The sequence below is a fragment of the Alcanivorax nanhaiticus genome (assembly GCF_000756665.1).
GTDB classification, from domain to species: domain Bacteria; phylum Pseudomonadota; class Gammaproteobacteria; order Pseudomonadales; family Alcanivoracaceae; genus Alcanivorax; species Alcanivorax nanhaiticus.
This window is the reverse complement of record NZ_ARXV01000002.1, coordinates 1-14742: the sequence shown is the minus strand read 5'-3', so window position 1 is coordinate 14742 and position 14742 is coordinate 1. Positions and strand designations below refer to the sequence as shown.

Annotated in this window: 15 protein-coding genes; 10 read left to right on the top strand and 5 right to left on the bottom strand. The window is 57.7% G+C overall.

Annotation, left to right across the window (positions count from 1 at the left end; translation table 11 throughout):
• Positions 1-38: 38 nt before the first annotated feature.
• From Y5S_RS02170 to Y5S_RS02155, 4 genes are all read left to right on the top strand, one after another.
• Positions 39-1340: a homoserine dehydrogenase gene (locus tag Y5S_RS02170; RefSeq protein ID WP_035230087.1), complete on the top strand. Its 1302-nt coding sequence runs from the start codon at positions 39-41 to the stop codon at positions 1338-1340.
• A 57-nt stretch (positions 1341-1397) separates the two neighbouring features.
• Positions 1398-2480, top strand: coding sequence for a threonine synthase (thrC, locus tag Y5S_RS02165; protein WP_035230075.1), 1083 nt, complete (start codon positions 1398-1400; stop codon positions 2478-2480).
• An 87-nt stretch (positions 2481-2567) separates the two neighbouring features.
• Positions 2568-2966, top strand: coding sequence for a globin (locus Y5S_RS02160; RefSeq protein WP_035230073.1), 399 nt, complete (start codon positions 2568-2570; stop codon positions 2964-2966).
• 204 nt (positions 2967-3170) lie between these two features.
• Positions 3171-3380: a DUF3565 domain-containing protein gene (locus tag Y5S_RS02155; protein WP_035230071.1), complete on the top strand. Its 210-nt coding sequence runs from the start codon at positions 3171-3173 to the stop codon at positions 3378-3380.
• 417 nt (positions 3381-3797) lie between these two features.
• Here Y5S_RS02155 and Y5S_RS02150 read toward each other — a convergent pair whose 3' ends face one another.
• On the bottom strand, positions 3798-5030 hold the full coding sequence (locus Y5S_RS02150) for an EstA family serine hydrolase (RefSeq protein WP_035230069.1): 1233 nt from the start codon (positions 5028-5030) through the stop codon (positions 3798-3800).
• A gap of 520 nt (positions 5031-5550) precedes the next feature.
• Here Y5S_RS02150 and Y5S_RS02145 point away from each other — a divergent pair.
• Both Y5S_RS02145 and Y5S_RS02140 read left to right on the top strand, forming a co-directional pair.
• Positions 5551-5868, top strand: coding sequence for a DUF962 domain-containing protein (locus Y5S_RS02145; RefSeq protein WP_035230067.1), 318 nt, complete (start codon positions 5551-5553; stop codon positions 5866-5868).
• Between the two features lie 11 nt (positions 5869-5879).
• Positions 5880-6308, top strand: a complete 429-nt coding sequence (locus Y5S_RS02140) for a group III truncated hemoglobin (protein WP_052041343.1) — start codon at positions 5880-5882, stop codon at positions 6306-6308.
• Here Y5S_RS02140 and Y5S_RS02135 read toward each other — a convergent pair.
• Positions 6292-7257, bottom strand: a complete 966-nt coding sequence (locus Y5S_RS02135; protein WP_052041342.1) for a GlxA family transcriptional regulator — start codon at positions 7255-7257, stop codon at positions 6292-6294. The genes Y5S_RS02140 and Y5S_RS02135 overlap by 17 nt on opposite strands.
• A 119-nt stretch (positions 7258-7376) precedes the next feature.
• On the opposite strand from Y5S_RS02135, the gene Y5S_RS02130 reads away from it, so the two are divergent.
• Entirely contained in the window at positions 7377-8177 is an 801-nt protein-coding gene (locus Y5S_RS02130; RefSeq protein ID WP_065130256.1) for an alpha/beta fold hydrolase, read from the top strand.
• 15 nt (positions 8178-8192) lie between these two features.
• Here the strand turns inward: Y5S_RS02130 and Y5S_RS19615 are convergent, their stop codons facing one another.
• Together Y5S_RS19615 and Y5S_RS02125 are read right to left on the bottom strand one after the other, a co-directional pair.
• Complete coding sequence (locus Y5S_RS19615) at positions 8193-8366, bottom strand: hypothetical protein (protein ID WP_156107543.1); 174 nt, start codon at positions 8364-8366, stop codon at positions 8193-8195.
• Between the two features lie 112 nt (positions 8367-8478).
• The gene (locus Y5S_RS02125; RefSeq protein ID WP_035230066.1) at positions 8479-9687 is read right to left on the bottom strand and encodes a CaiB/BaiF CoA transferase family protein; all 1209 of its coding nucleotides are present in this window, start codon (positions 9685-9687) and stop codon (positions 8479-8481) included.
• 144 nt (positions 9688-9831) lie between these two features.
• Here Y5S_RS02125 and trmH point away from each other — a divergent pair, with 144 nt between their 5' ends.
• Positions 9832-10515 (top strand): tRNA (guanosine(18)-2'-O)-methyltransferase TrmH, encoded by a 684-nt coding sequence (gene trmH / locus Y5S_RS02120; RefSeq protein ID WP_035230064.1) that lies wholly within the window; start codon positions 9832-9834, stop codon positions 10513-10515.
• On the opposite strand, the gene Y5S_RS02115 is transcribed toward trmH, so the two are convergent.
• Entirely contained in the window at positions 10487-12376 is a 1890-nt protein-coding gene (locus Y5S_RS02115) for a hypothetical protein (RefSeq protein WP_035230062.1), read from the bottom strand. The two genes, trmH and Y5S_RS02115, sit on opposite strands and share 29 nt — an antisense overlap.
• A gap of 47 nt (positions 12377-12423) precedes the next feature.
• Here Y5S_RS02115 and Y5S_RS02110 point away from each other — a divergent pair, with 47 nt between their 5' ends.
• Positions 12424-13095: a class I SAM-dependent methyltransferase gene (locus Y5S_RS02110; protein WP_035230060.1), complete on the top strand. Its 672-nt coding sequence runs from the start codon at positions 12424-12426 to the stop codon at positions 13093-13095.
• 195 nt (positions 13096-13290) lie between these two features.
• Positions 13291-14619 carry a DegQ family serine endoprotease gene (locus Y5S_RS02105; RefSeq protein WP_052041383.1) on the top strand — a complete coding sequence of 443 codons (1329 nt, stop codon included), beginning with the start codon at positions 13291-13293 and terminating at the stop codon, positions 14617-14619.
• Positions 14620-14742: the final 123 nt, after the last annotated feature.

Here is a 14742-nt window from a genome sequence, read left to right as displayed (position 1 = left end):
AGCCAGACTGATTTAATGAAATGAAACGAGGAAACGCTGTGAATCCAGTGAAGGTGGGTATTGCAGGTCTGGGCACTGTGGGCTCGGGCACCGTCAATGTGCTGAAGCGCAACGCGCGGGATATCGCCCGCCGTGTCGGTCGCCCGATCGAAATTACCCATATTGGCGCCCGTCGTGACCATCCTGACTGTGATCTCAGCGGTATTCGTGTCTCCCGTGACATCTTTGCTGTGGCTTCCGATCCGGATATCGACATCCTCGTCGAGCTGATTGGCGGCATCGAAACCGCCCGTGAGCTGGTGCTGACCGCGATCAAGAATGGCAAGCACATCGTGACAGCCAACAAGGCCTTGATTGCCGAACACGGCAATGAAATTTTCCAGGCGGCAGAAGCCAATGGCGTGGATGTAGCCTTTGAAGCCTCCGTGGCGGGCGGTATCCCGATTCTCAAGTCCCTGGGCGAAGGCCTGGCCGCTAACCATGTGAACTGGCTGGCTGGCATCATCAACGGTACCGGGAACTTCATTCTTACCGAGATGGAAGAGGGCGGTCGTGCCTTTGATGATGTGCTGGCTGAAGCGCAGCAGCTGGGTTATGCGGAAGCCGATCCCACTTTTGATGTGGAAGGGATCGATGCAGCCCACAAGCTGACTATTCTGGCATCGATCGCCTTTGGTATTCCGCTGCAGTTCTCCAAGGTCTACACCGAGGGGATCAGTCGCATCACCATCGAAGATGTGGCCAGTGCTGCGCACTTTGGTTACCGCATCAAACACCTGGGCATTGCCAAGGACACCGGCAATGGTATCGAACTGCGTGTTCACCCGACCCTGATTCCCAAGGAAACCATGCTGTCCGCCGTGAATGGCGTGATGAACGCGGTGATGATTCACGGTGATGCTGTAGGGCCGACCATGTTCTACGGTGCTGGTGCCGGTGCCGAGCCCACTGCCTCTGCGGTGGTGGCGGATATCATCGAGCTGGGCCGTGCCCTGACCGTGGACCACGAAGAGCGTGTTCCCTACCTGGGCTTCCATACGGATCACATGTCCGATGATCCGATCCTGACTATCGATGATGTGGCCTGCAGCTTCTATCTGCGCCTGCATGTCCAGGACAAGGCCGGGGTGCTGGCGGACATCACCCGCATCCTCAGCGACAATAATGTGAGCATTGATGCGCTGGTGCAGCGGGAAGTGGATCAGGGCCTTGTACCTATCGTGATGATGACTCATCAGGTGCGTGAGGGTGATATGAACGCCGCTCTGGACAAGATCGCTGCCCTGGACACCGTAGATAGCGATATAATGCGTATCCGTGTAGAAACGCTGGACGCCTGATTTTTGTCGTCTGACGTTCGACGTCAGACGTCTGACGCTTTAAAAGAGATTAAGACTATGCCTTTTCGTGACCGTTACACTGGCCTGATCAACCGCTATCGTGACCACCTGCCGGTGAATGATGACACGCCGATCATCAGCCTGGGTGAAGGTAATACCCCGCTGATCCGCCTGAAGAACATCCCCAAGATGCTGGGCAAGGACGTGGATATCTACGTCAAATACGAAGGCCTGAACCCCACCGGTTCCTTCAAGGATCGTGGCATGACCATGGCCGTGACCAAGGCCGTGGAAGAGGGCAGCAATGCCATCATCTGTGCCTCCACCGGTAACACCTCCGCTGCGGCTGCAGCCTATGCAGCCCGTGCCGGCATCACCGCTTTCGTACTGATCCCGGAAGGCAAGATTGCCATGGGCAAGCTGGCCCAGGCGATGATGTACGGTGCCGTGATCATGCAGATCCGTGGCAACTTCGACCAGGGCATGGAGCTGGTGAAGCAGGTCGCGGAGAAGGCGCCGGTAACCATCGTGAACTCGGTGAACCCCTACCGTCTGCAGGGCCAGAAGTCTGCTGCCTTCGAGATCGTGGAAGAGCTGGGCCGTGCCCCGGATTTCCACTGTCTGCCGGTGGGTAACGCAGGCAACATCACCGCCCACTGGATGGGCTACAGCGAATACAAGAAAGCCGGTGTGGTGAACTCCGCGCCGAAGATGGTCGGTTACCAGGCCGAAGGTGCTGCACCCTTCCTGCGTGGTGGTCCGGTGGCAGATCCCGAGACCGTGGCGACCGCCATCCGTATCGGTAACCCACAGTCCTGGGACAAGGCCTGGGCCCTGCAGAAAGAATCCGGCGGCTGGTTCGACGAACTGACCGACAAGGAAATTCTGGCGGCCCAGAAACTGTTGGCAGAGAAGGAAGGTGTGTTCTGTGAGCCGGCGTCTGCTGCCTCCCTGGGTGGCGCCATGCGCGATATCCAGAGCGGCAAGATCCCGGAAGGCTCCACCATCGTTTGTACCCTGACCGGTAATGGTCTGAAGGACCCTGATACTGCCATCGCTCAGTGCCAGGACAGCCGCATGGTGACCATCGATGCGGAACTGGAGGCGGTGAAAGGCGCTATCCTGTCCAATATGGAATAAAAGACGCAATCCCGCAGGATAAGCGTCAAGCCCAGGGAACGGGCCGGTGAAAACCGGCCCGTTTTCTTTTTTCAGGAGACTACACAAGTGGAACTACAACCCTCTGACGCAGTTTTTCAGAGCTATGGGAGATGCTGCGCGTCTGAGCATTTCTTTGAAGATTTCTATCGTATTTTTATGGGTAAGAGTGATGAGGTCCGCTCGGTGTTTACCAGTACCGATATGCCTGAGCAGCGTCGTCTGCTGCGGGCCGGCATCATGTGGCTGATCATGGTGGCCCGCGGCGCCTCGGACAACAAGCTGGCCCACCTGGGCAAGACCCACAATCGCGAGGGCTACAACATCCAGCCCTATCTGTACGACTACTGGCTTGATGCACTACTGGAAACCGTGGCCAAGCATGACAACCAGCACAGCGATGATCTCGGTCGCCATTGGCGCACCGTGTTGCAGCCCAGCATCGACAAGATCCGCGGCGCTTACTGATTCTGCCCACGGGATTTCCGGTCAGGGTTGACCGGAAATTCCCTCTCGAAGAAGCGAGTTGCGAGTTACGATTTTCGAAAAGCAAAACCGGCAGGGTGATTCGGGTTTTGGGTTTTGACTTTCGCAACTCGTAACTCATTACTTCCCTCCCGTGCTTGCCTGGATCATCATGAACCAAGGCAGGATATTCAGGGAGAAGGTGCCATGACCAACCAGGTAACCGTCAACGGCTTCCGTCAGGATGAGGCGGGCGATTGGGTAATGGAGCTGTCCTGCGGCCATCGTCAGCACGTGCGCCACCAGCCCCCCTTTATCAATCGCCCCTGGGTCACCACGGATGAAGGACGACTCCAGCATCTGGACATGGTGGTCACCTGTACCCAGTGCCAGCGGGGGATGCCGTTGCCGGAATGAGCAGCTGCACGCACTACGCTTCACGCAAAACCCCCAAACCCAAAATCCGTCGCCGCTTCAAGGGCGCACCCTGTAGGAGCTTGCCTGCAAGCGATCCGAGCCTAAGCGAGGTAAGGATTCCAGAGGCGAGTTACGAGTACCGAGTTTCGAAAATCAAAAGACAACAACCAGGCACGAGATTTGAGGGTTTTGCCTTTCGAAACTCGCTTCTCGTAACTCGAAACTAATTACCTCGCCCAGGCTCGGATCGCTTGCGGGCAGGTCATTCGCTCCGCTCACCCCTTCGGGGCTGCACTGCGTGCGTTACTCCGCTGTGCTACGTTCCTACAGCGGGGTATAGCGAGTGTTGTGATGATGAAAAAAGGCCCGCCCGGGCATCGGGCAGGCCTTTTTTCGTCAGGCGTCAGGCATTCGGTCTCAGGCGTTCTTCAACCGCGTATGCTTGTTAATGGTGTGCTGCAGGCTGAAAAGAGAGGGCAAGTGGGGGCCGACGACGCCTTTACCGGTGGTCAGCAGTGCACCACTGAGTGCACGCTGCGGATCTGCCCAGCAGTAGATACTGATGAAACCGAGATGGCCAAAGGCCTTGGGTGCACCTGGGCCGAACATCCCCATCCCGCGATTGCCCAGCATGAACCCACTGGAGAAATTCAGTGGCAGCATCAGGGTGCGGTCGAAGCGCGGGCGGTGCCAGGCGGGTTCCAGTGCTCTGGCCACGGTTTCGGGTTTGAAAATCTGCTGACCGTTGTACTGGCCCTGGTCCAGCAGCATCTGAAAGAAGCGGCTGGCCTCTTCCGCAGTGGCGTAGAGATTGCCCGCCGGGACGATGATGTCCTGAAAACGATCATCGTTGGTCACTTCCACTACCTCATCAATAGTGCCGCCAACGGCGTAGCTGAGAAAAATATCCACCAGTTTCATCGGTAGGCCGGTGGAAACGTCCATTGCTCTTTCGGGCCCGGTCTTGCCAAAGGTGAAATATTTCATCCCCATTGGCTTGCGGATCACCCGGTCCAGAGTGGCGTTGAGATCTTCACCCGTAATGGCCTCAGCGATGTTGCCAAGAATGAAACCTGCGGTCACCGCATGATACGCCTGGCTATTCAGCCCTGCGGGCTTTGCGGCACAGAGAATATCGGTGATTTCCTGGGGGCGGTAAAGAATCTCTGGAGTCACTTCTTCCTGCGGGCGCGGGATGCCTGCCTGATGGGTCAGCAGATGGCGAATGGTGGTGCGACCCTTGCCGTTCTGGCCATACTTGGGCAGATAGCGGGTGACCGGGTCATCCAGGTCCAGCTGGCCGGTTTCTGCCAGGTGATGGATCATCATGGCGGCGACCACCTTGGAGGCGGAGAACAGGCACACGGGGGTATCCGGTGTCATGATGCGCTGGCTGTCCGGGTCGGCAAAGCCGATACTGCGATTGAGCATGATCTCGCCATGGCGGCGCAGGCAAAGGCTCACAGCGGGACTCATGCCACCACGATACAGTTTGCGGGTGGCGCGCCAGATGGCTTCTACCTGCTCGGAGGCCATGCCAGTTTTGTCCAGCGGCGCTTCGTCTCCCTGCCGAGTGAGGGAATCCAGGCTGCGTGGAATGGGGTTGCCTTGTTTGCTGATCAGGCGACGAACGCGGGGACTTAAAGCCATAAGATTTTGAACCTGTCGGAGCCCGCTGATTTGAGTGCGGACGTTAACACAATGTATAGGGGGTATTTTCCCGTAATTTCAGTGGCCTGCATTGGCAGCAGGGCCCCTGCAGGATGACACAACTTCACCGTCATCCTGTCCTGAAATGACGACGTCATAGGCGGTATAATCAGGGCCTGTTAACACTCCCAAAATGGCCCCTGTTGAGCCCCCAAAGCCGCCAATCTAGGCATGAGGAGTGATGTTTGGTTTCTCCAAATGAATGACGAATAACGACGAGTGGCGGCTTTGGGGGCGCAACCCGGAGGGCTGATCCCTTTTCCCGCCCAGTAGCGCCAGCCGCTGTTGATGTAGAATGACTACACGGCACATCGGCTGACACTACTGGACGAAAAAATGCATTCAGCAGGGGCCATTTTGGTAGTGTTAACAGGCCCTAGCCCAAGCTTACAATTTTTTCTGGCAGCATCCTTGGAAGATTGAGGGCATAACAACCAGAAGCGGCATTCAGGAGCGCATCATGAACACCATCAAGCAGTCCGATTTTCAGAGTTTTGCCGAGTTCTATCCGTATTACTTGCAGGAACACGGCAACCCTACCTGTCGTCGCCTGCATTTCTTCGGCACCCTGGGCGTGCTGGCCATTCTGGTCGGGGTGATATTCACGGGCAATCTGGCGGGGCTGATTCTGCTACCGATCGTGGGCTATGGTTTTGCCTGGGTCGGCCATTTCTTCTTTGAAAAAAATCGCCCGGCCACTTTCAAGCATCCCTGGTACAGTCTTGCCGGTGATTTTGTCATGTTCAAAGACATTCTTGTTGGCCGGATTAGCTGGTAAGAGGAAAGGTGATGACGGCGGTGGAGATCTTTGTGCCGGGGCAGGCGCAGCCAGATAATGCCTCGTTGCCGGATCTGGATTGCAAAGACAATATCGATGCCATGGTCTATGGCTTCTATCAGCGCATGCTGGAAGACCCGGAAATGGCAGCGGTATTTTTTGACGTAGCCGGGATCGATCTCAACGCGCATTTGCCGCTGATCTGCCAGTACTGGCACAAGATGCTGCTGGGGGACAGAACCTACCAGCGGCACATGATGGAAAAGCATCGGGCGCTGGATGACAAGATCCCGCTCACCGGTGTGCATCATGAGCGCTGGCTCGGCCATTTTATGGCCAATCTTGACGGACGTTTTGCCGGGCCCAACACCGACAGGGCCAAACGCCTTGCGGCCCGGGTAATAGATAATCTTTACCGTCAGCTCAGTATGCGCCGTTAGTCTTGCGCCACTGGGCAGGAGTGTCGCCCGCTTCGCGCTGAAACAACCGAATAAAATAGCTGACATTCTCATATCCCACCTGGTGGGCAATCTGCTGCACAGACAGTGCCCCACTGATCAACAGCTTCTTGGCACGATCTATTCTGACTTTCTGAAGGTACAGGTGAGGCGCAAGTCCGGTCGCAAGGGTAAAGCGTCGCTTCAGGTTCCGCTCGCTGAACCCGAACCGGGAGGCGAGCTGCTCCAGAGACAATGACAGCTGCGGGTTGCTTTCAAGCCACTCCTGCACGGCAAGGATGGCCGCATCATCGTGGCGTCGGGTGCCGGGCAGAACCGGGCGCATCTGGATTGGGCTTGAGACCAGCAGGTGCGCGGCGCAGAGCTGGGCAAAGTGGTCTCCACGGTCATTGGCCAGCAGAGCCAACAGGGCATCGAAACTGCCATGTAACGAACCGGTGCTGTATAACCAGCGATCCTGAAGATAGCTCTCTCTGGCCCGAAAGTGGCATTCTGTGTAGCGCTGCTGAAGCGTGGGGAGAAACGCCCAGTGGGTGTTGATACGCAAGCCGTTGACGAGTCCCGTGGCTGCCAGTGGGACAATGCCGGTGGACAGGGTAAGTACAACGCGGTTTGCTTCACAGTGCCGGGCAAGATATGCCAACGCGCGCCGCGGCGGGCTGGGGGTATGTTCCAGTACCGGACCTTCAATGGCCGGGAAAATCAGCCAGTCTACCGGGCGCGCCTCTTCCAGAGGGGAGTCTGTCTCAATGGCAATCCCTCCAGCTGCATCGAGCCGGGTGTCCGCTGCGTTCGCCAGCAGGTGAACCCGGTAACCCGCTGCCAGCCCTGTCTGCTTTTCCAGCAAAGAGACAATACGGAAGAAGTCGGTCACCGCGAACAGGCTCATGGCCCAGCAGCCAGGGGTGACGACAATACCGATGTTTTTCATAGACAGGGGAACGCATGATGGCCTGAATGGACTATCAGTTTGCCTGTGCGGGAATGGAACAGGAAGAGGGGGCTGGGGACAATACAGGGGTCACAGTAATGGCGAAGCCGGGGACAGACATGACAGAGCCAACAGGGTTTTTGCAGAAAGGGGGCGAGAGGCTATTGCCGTTGCCCGGGCTGGGGGTGGTCTATACCAAAATCTGGCCTGGTGACCCGCGCAAGGCTCCGTTGCTGTTGCTGCATGATTCGCTGGGGTGTGTGGCGTTGTGGCGGGATTTCCCCGAGCAGCTCAATGTCGCCACCGGGCGCACGGTCATTGCCTATGATCGCCCGGGTTTTGGCCGCTCTCCCAACCGGGCGGACCCACTCCCGGTGTCGTTCGTGGAAGACGAAGCCACTGAAGTTGCGGCGCTGTGTGATGCGCTTGATCTGAATCGGGTCGCTTTACTGGGGCACAGTGTGGGGGGCGGAATGGCGCTGGCGAGTGCCGTGGCTCTCGGGGAGCGTTGTGTTGCCGTGATTACCCTGGCAGCCCAGGCCTTTGTGGAAGAGCGGACCCGGTGCGGCATCGAGGCGGCGAAGGTCGCTTTTTCTGATCCAGCGCAGAGGGAGAAGTTATCACGGTATCATGGTGACAAAACGGACTGGGTATTGGCTGCCTGGATTGATACCTGGCTGGGTGAGTCGTTCAGTGACTGGAATCTGGATCAGCTATTGTCCTCCATGCGACGACCCTGGCTGTGTCTTCATGGCGATGCCGATGAATATGGATCGGTGGCGCACCCCCTGCGGTTGAATGATCAGGCGGCGGTTAAGGGGGAGCTGAGGGTTTTGCCAGGCGGAGGGCATTTCCCGCACCGTGAAAATGGCTCGTTGGTCGTAGAGGCCGTGCGAGGGTTTCTGCAGGAGAAAGCCTGAACCGCACGACGGGATTTACAGCATCGGCACCAGCCAGTTGCCCAGCAGCAGGGCACCGCCGCCAAGATAACAGCTGCGAATCAATACCGGATCAGACTGCAGCGCCTGGCGGCGTAGCTGGTAATAGAGGCCGGCGCCCAGCAAGGCGGCGGCCACGGCGATGACGGTAAACCACATGAAGAGCTGCATCTTGTTGTCCTTTTGGCGTCTCGGTCACTTCATTGCTTCCAGTTTTAACGCCCTCTGATGGCGTGGTCAATGATCTGGCCGGGTGGCTGACAGACGGCCACCAGTCCTGACCTCAACCAATAATACCGTCCTGCCTGAGCTGTTCGAATTCCTCGTCACTGAGTCCCAGTTCATCGCGTAGAACGCTTTGATTGTGGCTGCCGATCTCGCCACCCGGCCAGCGGGTTTCTCCAGGGGTATCCGCCAGGCGTGGTGTAATCGCCGGGATCTTCAGGGGTTTGCCATTGATCTCGACCTGCTGGAACAGCCCACGGGCCTGAAAGTGGGGGTCCTGCATCATGTCCGCGACGGAGTAGATCGGGCCGGACGGTACCCGTGCATCTTCCAGAATAGCGAGTACCTGCTCACTAGGCAGGCTGCGGCACCAGCTGTCCAGCGCTTCATCAATGGCGGCTTCGTTGTCCACCCGACCGGCATTGCTGGCCATGGCCGGGTCATCCGCCATGTCTGGGCGACCGGCGGCGGTCATCAGGCGTTTGAAAATGGAGTCGCCATTGCCGCCGATGACGACGAATTTGCGATCCGCACAGCGATAGGTGTTGGTAGGAACAATACCGGTGACGGTGGAGCCGGAAGGCTCACGAACCACACCGGCACCGTCGAATTCCGGGATTACCCCTTCCAGCAAGTTGAAGACCGACTCGAACAGGGACACATCCACCACCTGGCCCTTCTCGCTGGACTGGCGCTCAAACAGGGCAAGCAGGATGCCCAGTGCCGCATGCAGGCCAGCAATGGTGTCGCCCAGGGACAGGTTGGGTCGCACCGGGCGCTCGCCGGGAAAGCCATTCACATAACGCAGGCCGCCAATGCCCTCACACACGGACGCATAGCCAGGTTTGCTGGCGTAGGGGCCGGTCTGTCCGTAGCCGGAAATGCGCGTGTAGATCAGGCCGGGGTTGTCGTCAGCGAAGCTGTCCGGGCCGAGCCCCCAGTTTTCCATGGTGCCAGGGCGAAAGTTCTCGATCACCACATCCGCCTTGCCCATCAGCTTGCGCACCAGCGCTTTGCCTTCGTTGGTCTTCAGATCGAGGGTTACCGATTTCTTGTTACGCCCCAGGCTACGCCACCAGAACGAGGTGCCGTCTTCGTCCAGTTTGCGCCATCCCCGAATCGGATCGCCACCGGGCGGCTCTACTTTCACCACATCGGCCCCGAAGTAGGCGAGCAGGGTGCCGGTGAAAGGACCGGCCAGCAGTTGGCCGAGTTCGACGACGCGAACGCCTTCCAGGGGTAAACGACGGGTGGGGGTGGTGCTCATGCTGACTCCAGGTCGATCTGTGGTGTGAAGAGCCTAGCGGATTCGTCCCCGCTGTGGCAGTGACGATTCGCTTCGAAAATCGTGGCGAATTTTGTCATCCGTGTCCGGGCCTATACAATCCGCGGCCAGCAATGAGGAAAAACCATGACCCCGGAACGTTATCGCCGTATCTGTGAAACCCTGGATCGCCGTCAGCCTGATATGACCGTGATCATGGATGGGGTGCACAAGCCCCATAATATCGCTGCCATCGTTCGTACCTGCGATGCGGTGGGCATCCTGGACGTGCATGCCATTCTTCCCAAAAACCGTGCGCGGGTGGCTGCCGGTACCGCCATGGGGTCCCAGCGCTGGGTGAAAGTCCACAAGCATGAGGACAGCACCCCGGTGATCCGTGAATTGCAGGGGCAGGGCGTGCAGGTACTGGCGGCGCACCTGTCGGATACGGCGATTCCCTACCGCGAAGTGGATTACACCAAGCCGACAGCGTTATTGCTGGGGACCGAAAAGTTTGGTGTCAGTGATGAAGCGGCGGCGGCGGTAGACCAGCATGTGATTATCCCGATGATGGGCATGGTGGAGTCATTCAACGTGAGTGTGGCGGCGGCCATCATTCTGGCTGAGGCCTGCGAACAACGCCGCGCCAAAGGTTTCTACGATCAGCCCCGGATTGACCCGCAGCGCTATCATGAGCTGTTGTTCCGTTGGGGCCACGAGAAGATTGCACGGCTATGCGATGCCCACGGGGTTCCCTATCCTGAGCTTGATGAGGAAGGGCAGGTGAAAGACAGCGCCGCGCTTACGGCGCTGCTGCAGAAGGCTGACTGACCGGGCCCATCAATGTGGAACTGGGAGCGTGGCTGACCTGCCAATGGAAATCGGTGGCCCCTCCTTCTCCCACCCATGCCGGGAACCACAGGGTGTTGTCCATGGTGGCGTAGCGTAGCCGGGTGATATCGATGTCCTGTGCTTTGGCCAACTCCACCATGCGTTGCAATACCTTGCCGTGATGGATGCGGTCGGGGCTGTCGGTGGTGTCGAGAATGGCCTGATGCACCAGTTTGTTAAAGGTGTCACGGGGAATGCCGGAGAAATTCATTCGGTCCAGATCCGCGATAAAGGCATCTGCCAATGATGCCACGGTGGTGAAGCGCCCTTCTTCATTCAATGCCACCAGCCGCTTGTGTACCACCTCGTCATACTTGTCGAAGGCGCCATTATCCTGGGCCTCGGCAAGCGCAACAATCGCTTCGCCCAAGCTGTTCATGTTGGCGTAATCCAGTTTCGGAATGGAACCCATCAGATCAATCACGGTGCGGGGCAAGCCGCTGCTCTGGAAGCCCAGGCGCGGGGTCGCACCGGGAAAACGTTCGTAGTCTGTCAGGCTGCTGGCGTCGTCTTCGTAAAACATGTTCATGCTGACGCCGTCGAGAAAGGCGTCGAACAAGCCGTTGGGCACCACTGGCATGTGGTTGCTGAAGAACATTTCCCAACCCTGGTTGGAATCCATATGCAGCCAGTCGCCGGGCAGGCGGGTGGCGTTCATGGTGGTTTCGAAAGGGGTCATCTTCCCATCAACTACACCATACTGCTGCTGATCGTAGACCGACTGGAAGGTGACACGAGCACCCTCCAGGTTATGGAAATCGATGGCAAAGTGAATGCGCGGGTCGCGCAGGAACATCAGGAAGAACTTGAGCACCTTGACGCTGCCGATGGCAAAGCGTGACGGAATAGTGACGGATTGCTCGTAGAAATCCACCTGGAATTTCTGGCTGAAGAAGGTGGGCATGAACGCATACCAGATGCGGGCTTTCACCAGCATGGAAACCCTTACCGGCCCGTCTTTCACTGCGATCGGGGTAGCCTTGATGTTCTTGCGGGTGTCCAGGTCCACGCGCAATTTCTGGTTGAGGATGCCGGTGCTGATATTCACATAAATATTATCGAATACGCTGGTGTCCTGATGGGGGCCAAGGCGCGGCGCCATGGAGTGGATCTGGGTGAAGTCATTGGGTTTGTAATCCAGATCCATCAGGGTGCTCTGCACATGCCCGGCCTCCAGGTCGGCGCTGACATAATCCGCACGGGAGCGTTCCGGATTGTTGCGCACCAGATAGATGTAGCGGGGAGCATTGCGGGGAGAATCCAGGCGGATTTCTTCCAGTACCTGGCCAGCGTCCAACGTATGCTTGTCGGCAGAGTAACGATCGTTACCGCCATCCCTGAACATGAAGACGAGTTCGTCAAAGTCGTCAAAGATGCCGGGTTCTCCCTCCGGCGGATGGTCATTCTCACCTTCGATCCAGATCAGTCCGGTTTTGTCGAATTCATCAATCTGGAATGGAATGGGAATAAATTTTCCGGCACGTACCGCCATCAACGACAGTTCTTCGACCGGCAGGCCGAGATGGTCGGGTAGCTGGAAGCCCTTCATTTCCATTGGATAGAGATAGGTGAACTGGGTGGTGTCCAGCGCCTTGATGGTGGCATCCAGCTGTGCAGTGGAAATGTTGCTCAAGCCAGGAGCCCAACGGCCCATGGCACTGGGGTCGGCTTTATAGAACTCAAGGAAATGCTGGAAGTAGGCGTCAGGCACCCCGTCAGTCCAGATTTCACGAGCCTGGAGCGGGTTGCCAAGGCTGATCAGTAGGGCGATCAGTCCAATCCATGCCTGTCTGGCGGTCATTTTGTTATTCTCTGCGACGATTTTGGATAGGCGACGGAGCCTAGAGTATGACAAGCGACACGAAAAGAGTAGGCCTCAACGCCCTGCATGAACGGCTCCACCGCGTATTGCCCAATGTGCAACTAACCTGCCAGCAGTTGCCGCAGACACCTGCGCTGAAATTATGGCTGCTGGACGAGCTGTTTCCTGAGCAGGCCCTGGAGCCAGGCATCGTCAATGCGATCATGGAAGAGCCGCCCTACTGGTCGTTTTGCTGGGCCTCCGGGCAGGTGTTGGCGGAATTTCTGATCAATAATCCCCAGTGGGTGAAGGATCGCTGTGTGGTCGATGTGGGCCCGGGTTCTGGAGTGGTGGCCATTGCTGCTGCGCAAGCGGGTGCCCGTAAGGTGATTGCCTGCGATCTGGACGAGGATGCGCTGACGGCAACCGCAGTGAATGCGCTGGAAAATGAGGTAGAGATCATCCTCAGTCAGAATCTGGATGAGGCCTTGCAGGAAGCGGATCTGGTGACGGCGGCGGATATTCTGTATGACCGGGAGAATCTGTCCCTGCTCACCCGCTTTCAGCAAGCAGAGCGAGTGTTGCTGGCGGATTCCAGGGTGCCGGATTTGAATCCTCCTGGTTACCAGTTGCTGGGCGAGTGGCAGTCCTGCACCTGGCCGGATCTGGGCGAGTCCAGCGAGTACAATGGGGTTCGGTTGTTTGCTGCGCAGCCCTGATTGGGAACCGTTGGCGAGAAAGCCGGTCTGAATTGGCTGTAGCGGAAGCTATCTGCATTGAGCTGCCTTCACTTCTGCTACGGGGGTAACAGGGAATTCATCCCGACTTATGCTTTTCCTTTGAAACAGGAGGAACTCACCTTGGTACAAGTAAAATCATCCATCAACCCAGCTGTCTGGCTGCTGACGATTTTGATGTTGGCTGTTTCGTCTGCCCAGGCTGCATTGCCGTCGGTAACCGGCGATGGCGATGCCCTTCCTTCGCTGGCGCCGATGCTGGAGAAAGCCTCACCGGCAGTCGTCAACATTGCCGTTGAAACCCGTATTCGCGCTGCACGTAACCCGCTGATGGAAGATCCGTTCTTTCGGCGCTTTTTCAACATCCCTGAGCAGCAGCGTGAGCGCCGTGCCGCCAGCGCTGGCTCCGGTGTCATCGTGGACGCGAAAAACGGTTATGTGCTGACCAATGCGCATGTGGTGAAGAACGCGGACACTATTGAGGTGACGCTCACTGACGGTCGGGAATTGACCGCCGAATTGGTGGGCACCGACGAGGAAGTGGATCTTGCCGTGCTGAAGCTGGAAGAGGCACGTGATCTGACCCAGATTGCCATCTCTGATTCGACTACCCTGAGGGTGGGTGATTTTGTGGTCGCCATCGGGAACCCCTTTGGTCTTGGGCAGACCGTCACCAGCGGCATTGTCTCAGCCTTGGGGCGCAGTGGTCTGGGTATCGAAGGCTATGAGAGCTTTATCCAGACGGATGCCTCTATTAACCCGGGTAATTCCGGTGGTGCGCTGGTGAACCTGCGTGGTGAGCTGGTCGGTATTAATACGGCGATCATTGCTCCTGCGGGCGGGAATGTGGGGATCGGTTTTGCCATTCCCACAGAAATGGCCGAGAACGTAATGCACCAGCTGATCGAACACGGCGAAGTGCGCCGCGGTATGCTGGGTGTGACGATCCAGGATTTGACGCCTGAATTGGCAGAGGCCTTTGGGGTCGAGCGTCAGCGCGGTGTGGTGATCACTCAGGTGGTAGAGGATAGCGCCGCAGAGAATGCTGGCCTCAAGAGTGGTGATGTGGTGGTGGCCGTGGATGGCCGTCAAGTCAACCGGGCGGCGGATCTCCGTAACAAGGTGGGTATGTCTCCGGTGGGCGAAAAAGTGCAGCTGAGCATCCTCAGAGACGGCAAGAAAAAGACGGTGACTGCCGTCATCAGTGAAACCAGCCAGGAAACCTCAGGCGGCGAAGCTGTCTCCAAGTACCTGGAGGGTGCGAGCCTGCGCGATCTGCGCAAGGGTGAACTGCAGCATGCGGATCAAGGCATCCTGGTGGACAAGGTTGAGCAGGGATCTGCTGCCTGGCGCGCCGGGTTGAGACAGGGTGATGTGATCATCAATGCGAACCGTCAGGATGTGGTGAACATGGATGAGCTTCAGGATGCGATCAAGGACAAGGAGGCTGCCCTGTTGTTGCGGGTGAATCGCAATGGCGGCGTGTTCTTTGTGGTTGTGCGCTAATGACTGACAGTGGAGCGGTCAGACTGGATTGCATTCTGGCCGCCGACTGTTCTTCGGACCTGTTCACACTACCAAAATGGCACCTGTTGAGCCCCAAACACCGCCAATCTAGGCATGAGGAGT

What these genes read in the sequence shown, in the direction of transcription:
- thrC (WP_035230075.1), top strand. Translation starts at nt 1,398, where the DNA reads ATGCCTTTTCGTGACCGTTACACTGGCCTGATCAACCGCTATCGTGAC.
- Y5S_RS02155 (WP_035230071.1), top strand. Translation starts at nt 3,171, where the DNA reads ATGACCAACCAGGTAACCGTCAACGGCTTCCGTCAGGATGAGGCGGGC.
- Y5S_RS02150 (WP_035230069.1), bottom strand. Translation starts at nt 5,030, where the DNA reads ATGGCTTTAAGTCCCCGCGTTCGTCGCCTGATCAGCAAACAAGGCAAC.
- Y5S_RS02145 (WP_035230067.1), top strand. Translation starts at nt 5,551, where the DNA reads ATGAACACCATCAAGCAGTCCGATTTTCAGAGTTTTGCCGAGTTCTAT.
- Y5S_RS02140 (WP_052041343.1), top strand. Translation starts at nt 5,880, where the DNA reads ATGACGGCGGTGGAGATCTTTGTGCCGGGGCAGGCGCAGCCAGATAAT.
- Y5S_RS02135 (WP_052041342.1), bottom strand. Translation starts at nt 7,257, where the DNA reads ATGAAAAACATCGGTATTGTCGTCACCCCTGGCTGCTGGGCCATGAGC.
- Y5S_RS02130 (WP_065130256.1), top strand. Translation starts at nt 7,377, where the DNA reads ATGACAGAGCCAACAGGGTTTTTGCAGAAAGGGGGCGAGAGGCTATTG.
- Y5S_RS19615 (WP_156107543.1), bottom strand. Translation starts at nt 8,366, where the DNA reads ATGCAGCTCTTCATGTGGTTTACCGTCATCGCCGTGGCCGCCGCCTTG.
- Y5S_RS02125 (WP_035230066.1), bottom strand. Translation starts at nt 9,687, where the DNA reads ATGAGCACCACCCCCACCCGTCGTTTACCCCTGGAAGGCGTTCGCGTC.
- trmH (WP_035230064.1), top strand. Translation starts at nt 9,832, where the DNA reads ATGACCCCGGAACGTTATCGCCGTATCTGTGAAACCCTGGATCGCCGT.
- Y5S_RS02115 (WP_035230062.1), bottom strand. Translation starts at nt 12,376, where the DNA reads ATGACCGCCAGACAGGCATGGATTGGACTGATCGCCCTACTGATCAGC.
- Y5S_RS02110 (WP_035230060.1), top strand. Translation starts at nt 12,424, where the DNA reads ATGACAAGCGACACGAAAAGAGTAGGCCTCAACGCCCTGCATGAACGG.
- Y5S_RS02105 (WP_052041383.1), top strand. Translation starts at nt 13,291, where the DNA reads ATGTTGGCTGTTTCGTCTGCCCAGGCTGCATTGCCGTCGGTAACCGGC.